The sequence below is a fragment of the Pseudooctadecabacter sp. genome, assembly GCF_965657175.1.
In the GTDB taxonomy this organism is placed as follows: domain Bacteria; phylum Pseudomonadota; class Alphaproteobacteria; order Rhodobacterales; family Rhodobacteraceae; genus Octadecabacter.
On record NZ_CBFHNH010000017.1, the window covers coordinates 1 to 15,658 of the forward strand.

Sequence of the window (15,658 nt, forward strand, 5' to 3'; positions counted from 1 at the left end):
GCCGTTGCCCATAAAGGCACGCGCCAGGGTCACCGGACCCGCGCCGATCACAGCACCCAATGCGCCGCCAATGGCCAGCGACAGCGGCATGCCGTGGACTTTGCCCAGATCGCGCAAGGCTTCCCGTCCGACCCAGTAAAACAGGCCACCGGACACCAAAATCGCCATCCCGAGGCCCACTTGCGTGTTCAAAACCGCCTCGGCTGAGGCGTCTTTACCTGCCAGAAAGTCCACCACCGCAAAGAAGTTCACGGCGGCAAAGCCGGTGGGGACCATCCAGATCAGGCCAAGGATCAGGTTGTTGATGATCGCCATCTTGGACCGTTGGTCATAGGTTTTGGGCGCGTGGGTGGGATAATGCTCTTGTATTGAGGGCGTCTGGTTGCGCGGGCTTTGTCCGATCAGTTGGGCGGCCTCTCCGCCCGGAACGGCGAGGGCCTCTTGCGTGGCTTGAATGCGGGCAAGACGGTCTGCGAATGATGTGTCTATGCTGTGTCCTCCGGTTCGTCCTTCGGTTGTACAGGGGCGGTTGGACAAAACTTTAAACGGTTTGGGGCCGATTCTTGGCGTCGGTTAACGCAGCCGGTCGAAGGCCGCGCGCAGGGTCGCGTCCTCACCGGCCAACAGGGCGTCCACGTCGACCGGCAACATCACATCGGGCGGGATGCCCACACCTTCAAAGATTGATCCATCCATGGCGCGGTAGGTCTGGTTTGACAGCCCCAAATCCCATCCGTTGGGCAGTTTGATGTCGAGGATATCGGACATTGCCCCCGACGTGGGCGTGCCCATCACCGTGACCTGCGGCAATTCCCGCATGGCGAGTGTGAAGATTTCCGCCGCCGATCCGGTCAGTTCTGACGTCAGGATCACGACTTCCATCCCCAGTGGTGTGTCGTCAAAGGGGGCAAGCGCGGCGGTGAAGGGGGCTGACTGACCATCCCCCAAACGGGAGGTTTTGGTAAAGACCGGCAGGGCCGTGTCGGTAAAATGGCTCGCGACACCGAAGGCAATCGTGTCGGACCCGCCGGGGTTGTAGCGGATATCAAGGATCAGCGCGCGGGCGTCGGCCATGGCTGTGGCGACCTCTTCAAAAGCCAGCGCCATGGCAGGGCCGCTTTGCGCGCCAAAGGGGGTGTTGATGTCCATCACGGGGATCAGCACGTAGCCCACGCCATTGGCCAAAAGGGTGAATTCAATGGCTGTTTGTTCGACCAAGGTCAGATCAGCGCCCACGGTGCGGCGGGCGATCTGGGTCAGCGCGCCGCGATCAAACACGGGCGATGCGCGCGCCCAGTCCGGCCAGACACGCGGGGACCGCACGTCAAAAGGTGTGCCGATGCGAATGTGGCCATCATCAAGACCGTCCAAGGCGGTCATCAACAGATCAAGAAGGTCTGCGTCGGTCATCGTGGCGTCAGGGGCAGGGGCCAGATCGCGGCGCGCGTCCCAATCAACACCGTAAAGGTCAAAGAACGCATAATGGGCGTCCATGGCATCCCACATGGTGTCAAACACCGCACGCGGGGTTGCGGTCTCGGGGTCAGCGGGGCCGCAGGCGGCAGGTAGGTCATTGATGCGCGTGAAAGACAACGGTTCAAACGCGCCATCGACGGACAGTTCCAGTCTGTCACCCTCAGCTGAGATCGTCGCCCCTTCGGCCCATTCCACCAGTTTCAGGTGCGCGGGAAAGCGGATTTGCTGCAAACAGGTCTGCCGCGTTTCTGAATAGAGAGTGGCGGTAAAGGCCGTCAGGTGCAAAAGGTAGGCGCCCGTGTCCGATTGCCATGTGCCGCGTTGGGTGGCGTCCGGTTTGTAGACGACCCAAGACACCGCGAAGGCACCCACCAACACCGCGAGGGTGATCCAGATTTGACGCAGCAACCGCACCCTAGGTCAAAGCCGCCAAAACCCGCGCCCAAGACCGAATGCCTTTGTGGAACGCCTCCACATCGTATTTTTCGTTGGGGGAGTGGATGCGGTCATCTTCCGAGGCAAAGCCGATCAACATGGCGTCCATGTCCAGCACGGTTTTGAAATGCCCCGCGATAGGGATCGACCCGCCCATGCCCACAAAGACGGCCTCGCGGTCCCATTCATCCGACAAAGCCTGACGCGCCTGTTCGAATTCGGGCCGGTCCGTGTTCATGACCGACGCGGGCGCGCCTTCAAGGTCGTTGTCCCAAGTCACACGGGTGTCCGGGCGCAACTGGTCTTCCACATGGGCGCGCAGCTTGTCGCGGATGTCGTCAGGGTCCATGTCGCCCACCAGACGGCAGGTGATTTTGCAATGGGCCTCCGCCGGGATGACGGTTTTGGAACCTGCGCCTTGGTAGCCGCCCCAAAGGCCGTTGACCTCAAGCGTGGGGCGCGACCATTGCTGTTCGAGGATGGAATAGCCCATTTCGCCTGCAGATGTGGTCAGGCCCGCGTTGGCCATATAGTCCTCTTCATCAAAGCCGCAGGTTTCCCACTGGGCTTTCAGATTGTCGCCAATTTCGATCACGTCGTCATAAAAGCCATCAATGGTGACGCGGCCTTCGGCATCATGAAAAGACGCGATGATGCGGCTGATTTCTTTCAAGGGGTTCACCGCTGGTCCGCCATAATGGCCCGAATGTAGGTCCATCGCGGGGCCGTGCAGGGTGAATTCGTCTTTCAGCATCCCGCGCAGCTGGCTTGCGATCGACGGCACACCGGGGGCGACCATGCCGGTGTCGCAGATCAGGGCAAGGTCGGCTTTCAATTCATCGGCGTTCTCTTGCATAAACGGCACGAGGGAGGGGGAGCCTGTTTCTTCCTCGCCCTCAAACAAAAATGTGATGCGGCAGGGCAGGGTGCCGTGCACGGTTTTCCACGCGCGGCAGGCCTCCATAAAAGTCATCAACTGGCCCTTGTCGTCCGAGGTGCCGCGCCCGCGGATGATTTTCTTGCCGTCGCGGGTTTCGATAAAGGGTTCAAACGGGTCGTGGTCCCACAAATCAATCGGATCGACGGGTTGGACGTCATAATGGCCGTAAAACAAAAGGTGCGGGCCGCTGTCACCAACGTGTCCGACGACCATCGGGTGCATGGGCGTGGGGCGTTTTGTGGCCTCAACGCCTAGTGTTTTCAGGTCCTCGACCAGCCAGTCGGCGGCTTTGTCGACCTCTGCCTTGTAGGCCGGATCGGTGGAGACGGACTGCAGACGCAACAGCCCCATCAGGCGTTCCATCGCGGCGTCGATATCGGTGTCGATCTGGGTCAGAACTGCGTCGAGGGCGGGGGCAGCGGACATGGGGTCTCTCCAGCGGGTTGGGATCGGTTGGCCTGACATTCGCACAGTCGCGTGCCGCGTCAACCAGTTGTCTGATCTCAGTCCGGTTCATGTGCGACACGGGGCAGCAGGCACATATTAGAGACGTTCCAAGTGTTGCCTGATGAAATCCGGCCCTATATGACGCTCACATACCTCCTGCCGTGGCGCGCCACGGCTGCACCAATTGGGGAAAAACGCTTGGACTACAACGCCAAACTCGACACCGCCCTCCAACGCCTGCACGAAGAAGGCCGCTACCGCACGTTCATTGATATCGAACGCCGCAAGGGGCAATACCCCCATGCCGTGTGGACGCGCCCCGATGGGCAAGAGCAGAACATCACCGTGTGGTGTGGCAACGACTATCTTGGCATGGGCCAGCATCCGGTCGTTCTTGCGGCCATGCATGAGGCGCTGGACGCCACCGGTGCAGGGTCGGGCGGGACGCGCAACATCTCTGGCACCACGGTTTATCACAAACGGCTTGAGGCCGAATTGGCCGATCTGCATGGCAAGGAAGAGGCGTTGTTGTTCACCTCCGCCTACATCGCCAATGATGCGACCCTGTCCACGCTGCCACGCCTGTTTCCCGGTCTGATTATCTATTCCGACAGTCTCAACCATGCCTCCATGATCGAAGGCATCCGCCGCAACGGTGGTGAAAAACGCATCTTCAAGCACAACGACATGGCCGATCTACGCGCCAAGTTGGAGGCTGATGATCCAGCCACGCCCAAACTGATCGCCTTCGAATCTGTCTATTCCATGGATGGCGATTTCGGCCCCCTGGCCGAGATGTGCGATCTGGCCGAAGAATTCGGCGCGCTGACCTATCTGGACGAAGTGCACGCCGTGGGCATGTACGGCGCACGCGGCGGCGGCATCGCGGAACGCGACGGGCTGTCCCAACGCATCGACATCATCAACGGCACGCTGGCCAAGGCGTTTGGCGTCATGGGCGGCTACATCGCAGCCTCCGCCAAGATGTGCGATGCGGTGCGGTCCTATGCGCCGGGCTTTATTTTCACGACATCCTTGCCGCCTGCCGTGGCCGCCGGTGCTGCCGCCTCTGTGGCGCATTTGAAGGGCGACCAAGACCTGCGCGACCAGCAGCAAACGCAGGCGCGGATTTTGAAGACCCGTCTGCGCGGCCTAGGCCTGCCGATTATTGACCACGGAAGCCACATTGTGCCGCTGATCGTGGGCGACCCTGTGCACACCCAAAAGCTCAGCGACATGTTGCTGCTGGATCATGGGATATACGTGCAACCGATCAATTTCCCAACTGTGCCGCGTGGCACCGAACGTCTGCGGTTCACACCGTCGCCTGTTCACGGTCCGCGTGAAATGGATGCATTGGTGTCTGCTTTGGATGCGCTTTGGTCCCACTGTGCGCTTAATCGCGCCGAACTGGCGGGCTGATTTCTCTGCATGTGCAAAACACTTTGTGATGTGCTAACACGGCTTTAAGTAATCGACAGAATCAACGAATCGAGTCGATTCAATTGGGGCACTGGGCGACACGAAGGGTACGTATGATCCGCAGGGGATTCAGACGCGCAAAGCAAGAAGAGGCCGTCGAACCATCGGGTTTTGACGCCTTTGAATTGCGTTTGGGTGACCTCATGCGGGGGGAACGGGCCACCATGGGCAAAAGCCTGTTGGATGTGCAACGTGAGCTGAAGATCAAAGCCGCCTATATCGCCGCCATCGAGAATTCCGATCCGACAGCCTTTGACACCCCCGGCTTTATCGCCGGTTACGTGCGGTCTTATGCGCGTTATCTGAACATGGACCCTGATTGGGCCTTTGAAACGTTCTGCACTGAAAGTGGCTTTGCCACGGCCCACGGCATGTCCGAACAGGCCTCCGGTGCGAAACCGGTCAAAGCAGCGCCTGCGGCGTTCGAAAAAGACATCTTCGCGACACCGGCCACGCCTTTCGTGCCCGCCAACGACGCGATGTTTGCCAGTGTTGAACCCCGCGCTGTGGGCTCCCTGATGGTGCTTTTGGCACTGGTCGGTGGCTTGGGCTACGGCGGCTGGACCGTCCTGCAAGAGGTGCAAAAGGTTCAACTGGCCCCAGTGGAAAACACACCCACAGTGGTGGCCGACATTGATCCGCTCGCCGGTGGTGGTCTGGGGGCAGTGGATGCGGGTGTCGATGTGACGGCGGGATTTCAGGCCCCGTCGACCGAAGCGCTGGACCGCTTGTACCGGCCACAAGCCCTTGATGCGCCGGTACTGGTGCCCCGCGATGGCCCGATTGCCACCCTGGACCCGCGTCAGGGTGGGGTGCTTGCGCCGACGCAACAAGAACGCCCCGGACTTTTGGCGCAGGTGGACGTTGACGGTCTTGATGGTGCGCTTGATGCGTCACCGGTCCAGGTCACGGAACCCGCACGTCCCGGCGTGCAATTGGTTGCGGTGCGTGATGCCTGGGTGCGTGTCCGGTCGGCGGATGGGTCTGTGATTTACGAAGCGGTCATGACCGCAGGCGATACCTTTGATGTCCCCCAAACCGAAGATCCCGCCACCCTGCGGATCGGTGAATCCGGTGCGGTGTATTTCGCTGTCAACGGTGCGCACTATGGCCCTGTGGGCCCGCGCGGGCAGGTGACATCCAACGTGGCCCTGTCCGTCGACAGCCTGACAGAGACCTATGCCGTGGCCAATGTGGCCGCCGACGGGGATTTCTGCGGACTTGCACAAAGCGGTGCGGTTCAGGTCGCTGGCATCGACGAAGGGTTCCAGTGCCCGTAACGGGCCACCCCGGGCATCATTTGCACGACATTCCACCAAACAAACTGTCGCAGGCCGTTGCCCGTGCGGCGCAGGCAGATTAGGTTCTGGTGTAACGAAAACCTGACAGGTGCCTCATGTCCATCAATCACATTCGTCCATGGCGCAACATCTACCGGCGTGAAAGCCGCCAGATCATGGTCGGGAATGTTCCCGTCGGGGGCGGCGCACCGATCACTGTGCAGACGATGACCAACACGCTGACGCCGGATGTGAAAGCGACCATCGCGCAGGTGCAGGCCGCTGCCGACGCAGGCGCGGACATTGTGCGGATTTCGGTGCCTGATGAAGACAGCTCCCGCGCGCTGAAGGAGATTTGCCGCGAAAGCCCCGTGCCTATCGTCGCCGATATCCATTTTCACTACAAACGCGGAATCGAAGCTGCCGAAGCCGGGGCCGCCTGTCTGCGGATCAACCCCGGCAACATCGGCTCCGAAGACCGCGTGAAGGAAGTGATCAAAGCGGCCCGCGACAACAACTGCTCCATCCGGATCGGGGTGAATGCGGGGTCATTGGAAAAGCATCTTCTTGATAAATACGGGGAACCCACGCCCGATGCGATGGTCGAAAGCGGCCTCGATCATATCAAGATCCTGCAAGACAACGACTTTCACGAATTCAAGATCAGCTGCAAAGCCTCTGACGTGTTCATGGCCGCCGCGGCCTACCAACAGCTGGCTGAACAAACCGACGCGCCCATTCACCTTGGCATCACAGAGGCCGGTGGTTTGACATCCGGCACGATTAAATCGGCCATCGGGCTTGGTAATTTGCTGTGGATGGGGATCGGCGACACGATCCGCGTCAGCCTCAGCGCTGATCCGGTGGAAGAGGTAAAGGTGGGATATGAAATCCTGAAGTCACTGGGCTTGCGCCACCGCGGTGTGAACATCATCTCATGCCCCAGCTGCGCGCGGCAGGGGTTTGACGTGATCAAGACGGTCGAAAAGCTGGAAAAGCGGCTGGAACACATCAAAACTCCGATGAGCCTGTCGATCATCGGCTGCGTGGTGAACGGACCGGGTGAGGCGCTGATGACGGATGTGGGCTTCACTGGGGGCGGCAACGGCGCGGGTATGGTTTATCTGGCCGGAAAGCAAAGCCACAAGTTCAGCAACGATCAGATGGTCGATCACATCGTCGAGCAGGTTGAGACGAAGGCCGCCGAACTGGATGCCGCCGCTGAGGCCGCTGAATAGCAGTCGGATTGGCTTCGCCAATCCGATCCCTTGCTGTGTTGATTTCGAATTTGCTTCGCAAATCCGACCCGCGCGCCTTCGGCGCGAAGCTGTGTTTGGTGTGTTGTTTTCTGCGTTCTAGGGTGCGCGGGAACCAAACGTTGCAAAGAGGTATTTTTGAACCAGAGAAAAGCACGCGCGGTGACAAAACGTTAACCATAGCGCGCTACGCTGATGTCGCGGTACAGGCTGAGGAGCCGATGGCCGTAACCTGAGACGGCCCTCGCTCTACTGGCGCCAAGCGACCCTCTGGGGCGGGGGCTGAACAGGCCGGTTGTCGCGCGGCTGTGTTTCTCTGGTTCAAAAATACCTATTGAGCCACGTTAACACTAAGCAGCCAAATCTGTTTTGACTGCCTTGCAGGACAGCCCCACTGCGCGCCGCAGGCGCGCGGGGCGACGTGCGAAGCACGGCGCAAAGCCTGTTTGGGAAAGCGACCGATGGACTATTACCCGTCGGCGCGTTCAGCCTCGATGATCTGGCGCATCTGGGCCAAGTTCACATAGCCACGCACCATCTGGTCACCGAAGACGAAGGTCGGGGTGCCGGTGATCTGCATCCGTTCGCCCAAGGCGCGGTTCGCGGCGAGGATATTACACACTTCGGGGCTGTCCATCTCCTCGAAAATATCTTCCACATCAAGATCGTAGGCCTCAGCCAGCGCCGTAAGGCTGGCGTTGGACACATCGAAGCGCGAGGCCACGAGCGCGTCCGAGCTGTCCTTATAGGCCGCATCTCCCTCGATGCGTTTTGTCGCCAAAGCGAACCGCGAGGCGAGGACGGATTGTTCGCCCAAGATCGGAAATTCCTTGGTGATGATGCGGATGTTGCCATCGCTTGTCACCAATTCGGCCACCTCAGGATGGGCGCGGCGGCAAAAGCTGCAGCGGTAGTCAATAAATTCAACGATTGTCACGTCGCCGTCCGGGTTACCGCCCACCTAGGACACGCCGTCGTCCAGCAACGTGCTGGCGTTCAGTTGCGCCAATTGTTCGTCGCGCATCGTTTCGGCCTGTTCTTGCCAGGCTTCCAGCACGCCGATGGCTTCCATCAGGACCTCAGGGTTGTCCAGCAGGTAGGCGCGGACTTCGGCGCGGAATGTGTCACGTTCTGCTTCTGTCACGGCATCCAGATCGAGAGCCAGTGCGGAGGTGGCCGTCAGGGCCAAGGCGGTGAGGGTCGGTATCAGGCGCATGTGTCGTCTCCGGTCTGGGCGATCATTGGGCAGCAGAAAGCACGTCTTGGGCCCGCTGCCAAGGAGCAGAGCCCCGCGGTAGGCGATCTGCCGCGCGGGTGGCGTGCACAATCGCGTCATTGATCCGGCCTTGCAGGGCATAGCGTTCTGCGGTCGCCAAGGACGCCAATCCGGGCTGGCCGGTGCGCGCATAGGCCTGCCCGAGGTCGCGCAAGACGGCTGACGACTGCCCGTCCAGCGCACGGGCGCGTTCCAGTGTGCGCACAGCTTGGGCATTGCTGTCGGCGGTGTTCAGCGCCAAAAGTGCGCGCCCGTAGCCGCCCAAGATCAGGGGTTCGTTGCCATTGAGGTTCACCGCATTGCGGTAGCTTTGGACCGCCGGGCCAGGCTGGCGGCTTTCGAGAAGGATTTGACCGAACAATTCATGCCAATAGGCGTCGTTGGGATATTGCTGCAGCAGCGCTTGCATGTTGCGGATTGCGTTGTTGGCGTCGGCTTGGCGGTGGTAGGCCACGGCGCGGCGCATGGTGCCGATGGCGGTGGTGTCATTGCGCACGCGGCGCAGGGTCCAGCTTGGGCTTTGTGTCCATGCGCTTAGCTTGCCCTGGGCGCGGGCGAACCAGAAATCGGCGGAGGATTGATCGGTCGGCGTGCCGGGGTTGGCCGCCACAAGGCCGCGCAGGGTGCGGATGCGATCAGACGTGAGGGGATGGGTGCGCGCATAGGGGTCCTGACGGGACTGGGACAGGGCCTCTTGCCCGCGAAAAATCTCCAACACGCGGGTGGCGGCCTCTGGGTCAACGCTGGCGGCTAACATGAACCGGATGCTGGATTGATCGGCGGCGGCTTCTTCGGCGCGGGTATGAGCGAAGAACTGACGTTGGGCGGCCCCGGCAGCACCGGCAGCAACGCCGCCTGCGGCCTGCGCATTATCAGATGCCAGCGCCACGGCCAATGCCAAGGCCAGACCAAAGGCCGCACCGTTGCGGCTGCCGCGCAGATTGCTCAGCCTGCGCGAAATGTGACCGTTGGCAATATGGGCCGCCTCATGGGCAATGACGGCCCGCACTTCGCCCGCTGACCCTAGCCGTTGCAGCAGGCCCGAATGAATGAAGATCGCATCATTGCCCAGCACAAAAGCGTTCAGGCTGCTTTCGTTGACAACCAGAATACGCACACGGTTGGGGTTCAACCCTGCGGCGCGCAAAATGGGGGCGGCCAGTTGATCAAGGCTGTGTTCGATATCGGCGTCTCGGATCAGGCTGACCGCTTGGGCCGGCTGAAATAGACCCAGAAGGGCGACCCAGCCGCAGACCAGAAGGGGGAGGATGGAAAGGCGCATTGACGGGCTCCGGCGGGTCAGGGCAAACAGGGGTTGCAGCAGGATAGGGCGGGGCGGATGCGGAACTCAAGACGTGGTGAGGTTGATCCGTTCATTGTGATGGACGTGATGGAGGCCGCCCGTGCGGCGGAGGCCGCGGGGCGTCATATTATCCATATGGAAGTGGGCCAGCCGGGCACCGGTGCGCCCCAAGCAGCACTTGAGCGATTGTCCGCCGACATGACCGGTGACCCTTTGGGCTATACCGTGGGTCTGGGCCTGCCTGCCTTGCGCGCGCGCATCGCACAGCATTATGCGCAGTGGTACGGCGTTGAATTGGACCCAGACCGCGTGGTGATCACAGCAGGGGCGTCGGGGGCGTTCTTGCTGGCGTTCTCCGCATTGTTTGACACAGGCGCGCGGGTCGGGCTGGGCGCGCCGTGCTATCCGTCCTATCGGCAGATCCTAAAGGCGCTGGATTTACGCCCCGTTGACATGCCCACCACCATGGCCGCGCGGATGCAGCCGGTGGCGGCGGATGTGGCGGCCCACGGACTGGACGGGCTGATCGTGGCATCACCGGCCAATCCCACGGGCACCATGCTAGACCGCGATGCCATGGCCGCGTTGGCCGCCGCATGTGAGAACGCAGATGCCGCGTTCATCAGCGATGAGATTTATCACGGGCTGGGCTATGAGGGCCGCGCGGTGAGTGCGCTTGAGGTCACCGATGAGGTCTATGTCATCAATTCGTTTTCCAAATATTTCTCCATGACCGGGTGGCGTGTGGGCTGGATGGTGGTCCCGCAGGACCATGTGCGGCGGATCGAACGGCTGGCGCAGAACATGTTTATCTGTCCGTCTCATGCCTCCCAGAAACTGGCGCTTTACGCGATGGAGGAGGGGGCGGTGCTGGATGCCCATGTGGATGTCTACCGCACCAACCGCGATCTTATGATCGCGGCGTTGCCCGCCATGGGGCTTGGCAAATTCGCGCCGCCCGATGGGGCGTTTTACGTTTATGTGGATGTGGGGGACTATACCGACGACAGCCTCGCGTTTTGTGCGGATGTGCTGGAGAAGGCCGGTGTGGCCGTCACGCCGGGGTTGGATTTTGATCCGGTGGAGGGCGGACACTGGGTGCGGCTGTCCTATGCGCGATCGACCGAAGATATCCGTGAGGGGCTGGCCCGGCTGGCAGGTTACATGGCCCAGACGCAGGTGAAGACTTGAGTTTTTTTAGCCAGATGAAGATAGGACTGGCGCTGCTTTGGCTGGCGGTGACGCCTGGGGCAGCACAGGAATTTTCGGCGCTCGCACGGCTCGATGTGGAACAATCGGGCGCGCAGGATCGGTTCAGGCGCACGCAGGTGGATTTGTTTTTGTCCCAGCCCGTGCCGTACCGCGTCTTCACGTTGGATGACCCGCGCCGGGTGGTTTTGGATTTCCGGGAGGTTGATTTTCGCGGCGCGCAGGCTGCGGGTTTTGCGGCCAGCGACCGGATTGACGGCGCGCGGTTTGGCGGTTTGCGCCCGGGGTGGAGCCGGATGATCCTTGATCTGGCGGCCCCGGTGATGGTCGATGAGGCGGGGATGGTCGTGGATGAGGTGGACGGCACAGCGCAGATCACGCTGGTTCTGCGGCCCACGGATGAGGCGGATTTCGCAACCCTCGCCGGTGCGCCGGATGATCCCGACTGGGTGTTTTCTGTGGCGGACACACCTGCCGTGGCCGCGGTCGATGACGGACCGGTGGTGGTTGTGATTGATCCGGGCCATGGCGGTATTGATCCCGGTGCGGAGCATGGCGGCACGCAAGAGGCCGAGGTCATGTTGGCGTTGGCGTTAGAGCTTGCGGCGGCTTTGGGGCGGCTTGAGGGGGTGCAACCGGCGGTCACGCGCACGAACGACAGTTTTGTGCCCTTGCAAGAGCGCCTGACTTTGGCGCGCGGTGCGGGGGCGGATTTGTTCATATCCCTTCATGCAGATGCCTTGGAGGGCGAACAGGCCACCGGCGCCTCGGTCTATACCCTTACCGACGAGGCGGCATCGCAAGCCTCCCAGCGCATGGCGGAGCGGCACAACGCAGGTGATTTGCTGGCCGGGATTGATCTGAGCGGGCAGGGCGATGAGGTCGCGATGATTTTGCAGGATTTGGCGCGGATCGAAAGTGCCGCCGCTGGCGACCGCTTTGCCGACCAGCTGGTGCAAGCAATGCAGGACGCCGGCGCACCCCTGAATACACGGCCGCGGCGGTCGGCCCCCTTGGCTGTGTTGAACGCGGCAGATTTCCCGTCGGTCCTGTTAGAGGTCGGGTTTTTGTCAAACGAGGTGGACCGCGCACGGCTGACATCGCCTGAGGGACGGGTGCCCATCGTGGCAGCTGTCACATTGGCCGTGGGACGATGGGCGATCGAGGAGGCCGCCTTGGCGCCTTTGGTGCGCCAGTAACAGGGCCTTTGGACGCCTACGATGTCCACCGGCCCTAGCCCGTGAAACGCGCGAGCCAGATGGTGTGGCGGTCACATTCGGGATCTTCGGGGCGATAGTCGATCACCTTGAAATCATGGGCGGCCAGCAGATCGCGGTATTCGGCGGGGTCCAGACTGGCGTGATAGACCGGCGCGCCTGCGGCGTGACCCCAGCTTTCGCCAGCGGCGGGGCCTGATGTGAACATCAATGCGGCCTTGGGCGCGGCATGGGCACGGAAAACCGCAAACATGGCGCGCTGCGCGTCGGGACTGAGGTGAAAGAAGCTGTCCCAAGCGAGGATCGCGTCGTAGGTCTGGCCGAGGTCCAGCGTCCTCATATCTGCGTGAAGGGCGGTGGCACAGGGCAGGGTTTCGGCAAAAATATCAACCATCGTCGCGGCACCATCCACGCCGGTGATGTCCATGCCCCGTTCAGCCAGATAGGTGGCCAAAGGCGCGCCGGTGCCACAGCCCAGATCAAGAAGGCGGCGGGGCGATTGGTTGCGCGGTGCCACGCCCAAAAGCCTGTCCAGCATGGGTTTTTCGAACAGGCTGCGGTTGCGCTGTGCTTGGAAATCGCGGGCCACACGGTCGTAGGTTGCCAAGATATCATCGGGGGAGGACAGGGTTTGCATATCGTGCATGTGCGGCCTGTGGGCGGGTGGCGCAAGCCCTGCACAGACGGCGGCATCGAGACCGGCGGGGATTGGCCGAAAACACGACGGCATCTTTTGACCCTTGGGGCGGTTGCCCATATAAGCGGGGCAACTGATTTGGGGATACCCGCAATGATCTTGCGTTTCATTTTTTCGTTCTTTGGCGGCATCTTTTCGATGCTGACACTCGGGGCTGGCATGGCCGCCCTGACGCTGGGGGCGATTTTCTACATGTATGGGAAAAACCTTCCTGATTCTGAGGCTTTGGCGAATTACCAGCCCAAGACCATCAGCCGGATTTATTCCGGTGAAGGCCGCGTAATCGACGAATTCGTCGAAGAACAGCGCCTGTTCACGGCCATTGAGGAAATCCCCGATCTGGTCGTTCATGCTTTCGTCAGTGCCGAGGACAAAGAATTCTACACCCACGACGGTTATTCCATCCCCGCGATCCTGTCGGCGGCGCGCGACATTGTACTGTCACGGGGCCAGACGGTGCGGGGTGGTTCCACGATCACGCAGCAGGTGGCCAAGGGACTGTTGTTGGACGGGTCGCGCACGATTGAACGCAAGGTGCAGGAAATCATCCTCGCACCCCGGCTTGAGGCTGTGGTGGGCAAGGACGGCGTGATGGAGATTTACCTGAATGAGATTTTTCTGGGTCAGAACTCCTACGGCGTGACAGCAGCTGCACGGACCTATTTCAACAAGACGTTGCGTGAACTGACACCGGGGGAGGCGGCCTATCTGGCCTCAGTCACCCGCCGCCCGTCGGACATGCACCCCGTGCGCAACCGCGATATTGCCGTGTTCCGCCGTGACAACACGCTGCGAGAGATGTTCGAGAACGGATATATCTCAGAAGCGGTGTACCAGCGCGAAATTGAACAGCCGCTGTTGTCTGTGCAGGGCGGCGATTATCCGTCGTTCCAGCAAGAACGCGAAGAGCGGGACTACTTCACCGCCGCCATCCGATCCGAGGTTGAAGGTCTGTTCCCCGATCTGGAAATGGACAGCGCCGGTTTGTCGATCCGTGCGACCGTGGACAATGAAATGCAGGCTGCGGCCCGTGATGCGTTGCAGCGCCAGCTTGAAAGCTATGACCGCAGCGCCGGTGTCTGGCGCGGCACGGGGCTGACCATCCCTGCGGACACGCTGAGCGATGAAACCGCGTGGCGTGCGGCACTGGGATCTGCCCCCGTGATCCGCACAATTGATCTGGAAAACAAGTGGTTCCCCGCCGTCGTGCGTGAGGTGCAGGACAATCAACTGATCCTTGGCATCGAAGGTTGGGAAGAGGGCGATCCGGCCCCCGTGGTGCCCCGCAACGATATCGAATGGATGCGCGGCAACTTCTTTGACAACTTTGAGGTCGGCGACGTGGTGCATGTGCGCCGTATGACCGCCGACAGTGATGGGTCTTTCATCCGTTGGACTTTGCGGCAGGTGCCCGAGGTGCAGGGCGCGTTTATGGCGATGGATGTGAACACGGGCCGTGTTCTGGCGATGCAGGGTGGCTTTGGCTATGAAATCCGCATCTCGGAACTCAACCGTGCCTATTCGGAACGTCAGCCCGGTTCGGCCTTCAAGCCTTTCGTTTTCGCAGCGGCCCTAGATTCGGGCTATACGCCTGCCACCATCGTCGTTGACGCCCCGATTGAGGTCGTAGCCGGTGGTGAAATCTGGCGCCCACAAAACGCATCCGACCGGTTCTATGGCCCCACGCCCCTGCGCACCGGCATCGAACAATCGCGCAACGTGATGACCGTGCGTTTGGCGCAAGAGGTCGGAATGCGGACCATCGCGGAATACGCGGAACGGTTCGGCGTGTATGAACGGATGAATGCGTTTTTGTCGGCCTCTCTGGGGTCCGAGGAAACCACACTTTATAAACTGGTCGCAGCCTATGCGATGTTTGCCAATGGTGGCGAACGGGTGGAACCCACGCTTGTGGACCGTGTGCAAGACCGCACCGGGGCCACGATCTATCGCCACGATCAGCGCAGCTGCACCGATTGCTTTGACGCCAACCTGCCCAGCGGTGAGGCCCCCAGCATCGTGTCGGACCGCGAACGTGTGATGAACGAAGTCACCGCCTATCAGCTGACATCGATGATGCGCGGCGTGGTCCAGCGCGGCACGGCCCGCAGCGCGGTCAATCTGCCCGTGCCGATCGCTGGCAAGACCGGTACGACAAATGACGCGAAAGATGTGTGGTTTGTGGGCTTTAGTTCCAACATCGTGGCGGGCTGTTACATCGGGTTTGACACGCCGCGGTCACTGGGTCGGTCTGCGTCCGGAGGGGGGCTGTGTGGGCCTGTGTTCAACAGCTTTATGCAGACAGCGATCCAGCGGTATGGTGGCGGCGATTTCCGCGTGCCATCGAACTGTCAGTTCATCAATATTGACCGGTTCACAGGTGCGCGCCTGCCCGACGGTGCATCAGGTGACAATGTGGTGCGCGAATGTTTCCGTGAGGGTGAGGAGCCGATCTTTGGTATCACCTTTGACGGTGGCTTTGCCATGGCCGCCGACCTGCCGCTCTTCGACGAAGTGCGGCCTCCTGCGGCGGTCAGCGTGACGACATCCACCGGAGAAACGGCGACGATCAACTCGAATGCGTCCTTCGGGTCCCTGTCTTCGGGCGGTTTGTACTAACGGGTCGATTGCCCCTTTTGG

Annotated in this window: 13 protein-coding genes; 6 read left to right on the forward strand and 7 right to left on the reverse strand. The window is 61.1% G+C overall.

The window, feature by feature from the left end:
* The 3 genes from ACTG36_RS12985 to ACTG36_RS12995 all read right to left on the reverse strand — a co-directional run.
* Positions 1–537: hypothetical protein (locus ACTG36_RS12985; protein WP_439142553.1), on the reverse strand; the 537-nt coding region annotated here is incomplete at its 3' end.
* Between the two features lie 36 nt (positions 538–573).
* Positions 574–1,890, reverse strand: a complete 1,317-nt coding sequence (locus tag ACTG36_RS12990) for a S41 family peptidase (RefSeq protein ID WP_375282305.1) — start codon at positions 1,888–1,890, stop codon at positions 574–576.
* A gap of 1 nt (position 1,891) precedes the next feature.
* A complete protein-coding gene (locus ACTG36_RS12995; RefSeq protein WP_375282306.1) occupies positions 1,892–3,277 on the reverse strand; it encodes a dipeptidase in 1,386 nt (461 codons plus the stop codon).
* 219 nt (positions 3,278–3,496) lie between these two features.
* Between ACTG36_RS12995 and hemA the strand changes: the two genes are divergently transcribed.
* The 3 genes from hemA (at position 3,497) to ispG (ending at position 7,298) form a co-directional block, all read left to right on the forward strand.
* Positions 3,497–4,720 (forward strand): 5-aminolevulinate synthase, encoded by a 1,224-nt coding sequence (hemA, locus tag ACTG36_RS13000; protein WP_439142581.1) that lies wholly within the window; start codon positions 3,497–3,499, stop codon positions 4,718–4,720.
* 113 nt (positions 4,721–4,833) lie between these two features.
* Positions 4,834–6,060 (forward strand): helix-turn-helix domain-containing protein, encoded by a 1,227-nt coding sequence (locus ACTG36_RS13005; RefSeq protein WP_375282086.1) that lies wholly within the window; start codon positions 4,834–4,836, stop codon positions 6,058–6,060.
* A gap of 116 nt (positions 6,061–6,176) precedes the next feature.
* Entirely contained in the window at positions 6,177–7,298 is a 1,122-nt protein-coding gene (gene ispG, locus ACTG36_RS13010; protein WP_375282087.1) for a flavodoxin-dependent (E)-4-hydroxy-3-methylbut-2-enyl-diphosphate synthase, read from the forward strand.
* A 487-nt stretch (positions 7,299–7,785) separates the two neighbouring features.
* On the opposite strand, the gene ACTG36_RS13015 is transcribed toward ispG, so the two are convergent.
* Genes ACTG36_RS13015 through ACTG36_RS13025 form a run of 3 tightly spaced genes read right to left on the reverse strand, consistent with a single transcriptional unit; the run spans position 7,786 to position 9,874 of the window.
* Entirely contained in the window at positions 7,786–8,277 is a 492-nt protein-coding gene (locus ACTG36_RS13015; protein WP_375282088.1) for a DsbA family protein, read from the reverse strand.
* Positions 8,278–8,532 carry a hypothetical protein gene (locus tag ACTG36_RS13020; RefSeq protein ID WP_375282089.1) on the reverse strand — a complete coding sequence of 85 codons (255 nt, stop codon included), beginning with the start codon at positions 8,530–8,532 and terminating at the stop codon, positions 8,278–8,280.
* A gap of 22 nt (positions 8,533–8,554) precedes the next feature.
* Positions 8,555–9,874 carry a M48 family metalloprotease gene (locus ACTG36_RS13025; protein WP_375282090.1) on the reverse strand — a complete coding sequence of 440 codons (1,320 nt, stop codon included), beginning with the start codon at positions 9,872–9,874 and terminating at the stop codon, positions 8,555–8,557.
* A 57-nt stretch (positions 9,875–9,931) separates the two neighbouring features.
* Here ACTG36_RS13025 and ACTG36_RS13030 point away from each other — a divergent pair, with 57 nt between their 5' ends.
* Positions 9,932–11,086 carry a pyridoxal phosphate-dependent aminotransferase gene (locus tag ACTG36_RS13030; protein WP_375282091.1) on the forward strand — a complete coding sequence of 385 codons (1,155 nt, stop codon included), beginning with the start codon at positions 9,932–9,934 and terminating at the stop codon, positions 11,084–11,086.
* Positions 11,083–12,303: an N-acetylmuramoyl-L-alanine amidase gene (locus tag ACTG36_RS13035; protein ID WP_375282092.1), complete on the forward strand. Its 1,221-nt coding sequence runs from the start codon at positions 11,083–11,085 to the stop codon at positions 12,301–12,303. The genes ACTG36_RS13030 and ACTG36_RS13035 overlap by 4 nt, the downstream gene beginning before the upstream one ends.
* A gap of 34 nt (positions 12,304–12,337) precedes the next feature.
* Here the strand turns inward: ACTG36_RS13035 and ACTG36_RS13040 are convergent, their stop codons facing one another.
* A complete protein-coding gene (locus ACTG36_RS13040) occupies positions 12,338–12,967 on the reverse strand; it encodes a class I SAM-dependent DNA methyltransferase (protein WP_375282093.1) in 630 nt (209 codons plus the stop codon).
* A 147-nt stretch (positions 12,968–13,114) separates the two neighbouring features.
* Between ACTG36_RS13040 and ACTG36_RS13045 the strand changes: the two genes are divergently transcribed.
* Entirely contained in the window at positions 13,115–15,637 is a 2,523-nt protein-coding gene (locus ACTG36_RS13045; RefSeq protein ID WP_375282095.1) for a penicillin-binding protein 1A, read from the forward strand.
* The last annotated feature ends 21 nt before the right edge of the window (positions 15,638–15,658 follow it).

Excerpts from the sequence above, each read along its gene's own strand:
- ACTG36_RS13030 (WP_375282091.1), top strand. The coding sequence starts at position 9,932 with ATGCGGAACTCAAGACGTGGTGAGGTTGATCCGTTCATTGTGATGGAC.
- ispG (WP_375282087.1), top strand. The coding sequence starts at position 6,177 with ATGTCCATCAATCACATTCGTCCATGGCGCAACATCTACCGGCGTGAA.
- ACTG36_RS13020 (WP_375282089.1), bottom strand. The coding sequence starts at position 8,532 with ATGCGCCTGATACCGACCCTCACCGCCTTGGCCCTGACGGCCACCTCC.
- ACTG36_RS12995 (WP_375282306.1), bottom strand. The coding sequence starts at position 3,277 with ATGTCCGCTGCCCCCGCCCTCGACGCAGTTCTGACCCAGATCGACACC.
- ACTG36_RS13005 (WP_375282086.1), top strand. The coding sequence starts at position 4,834 with ATGATCCGCAGGGGATTCAGACGCGCAAAGCAAGAAGAGGCCGTCGAA.
- ACTG36_RS13040 (WP_375282093.1), bottom strand. The coding sequence starts at position 12,967 with ATGCACGATATGCAAACCCTGTCCTCCCCCGATGATATCTTGGCAACC.
- ACTG36_RS13025 (WP_375282090.1), bottom strand. The coding sequence starts at position 9,874 with ATGCGCCTTTCCATCCTCCCCCTTCTGGTCTGCGGCTGGGTCGCCCTT.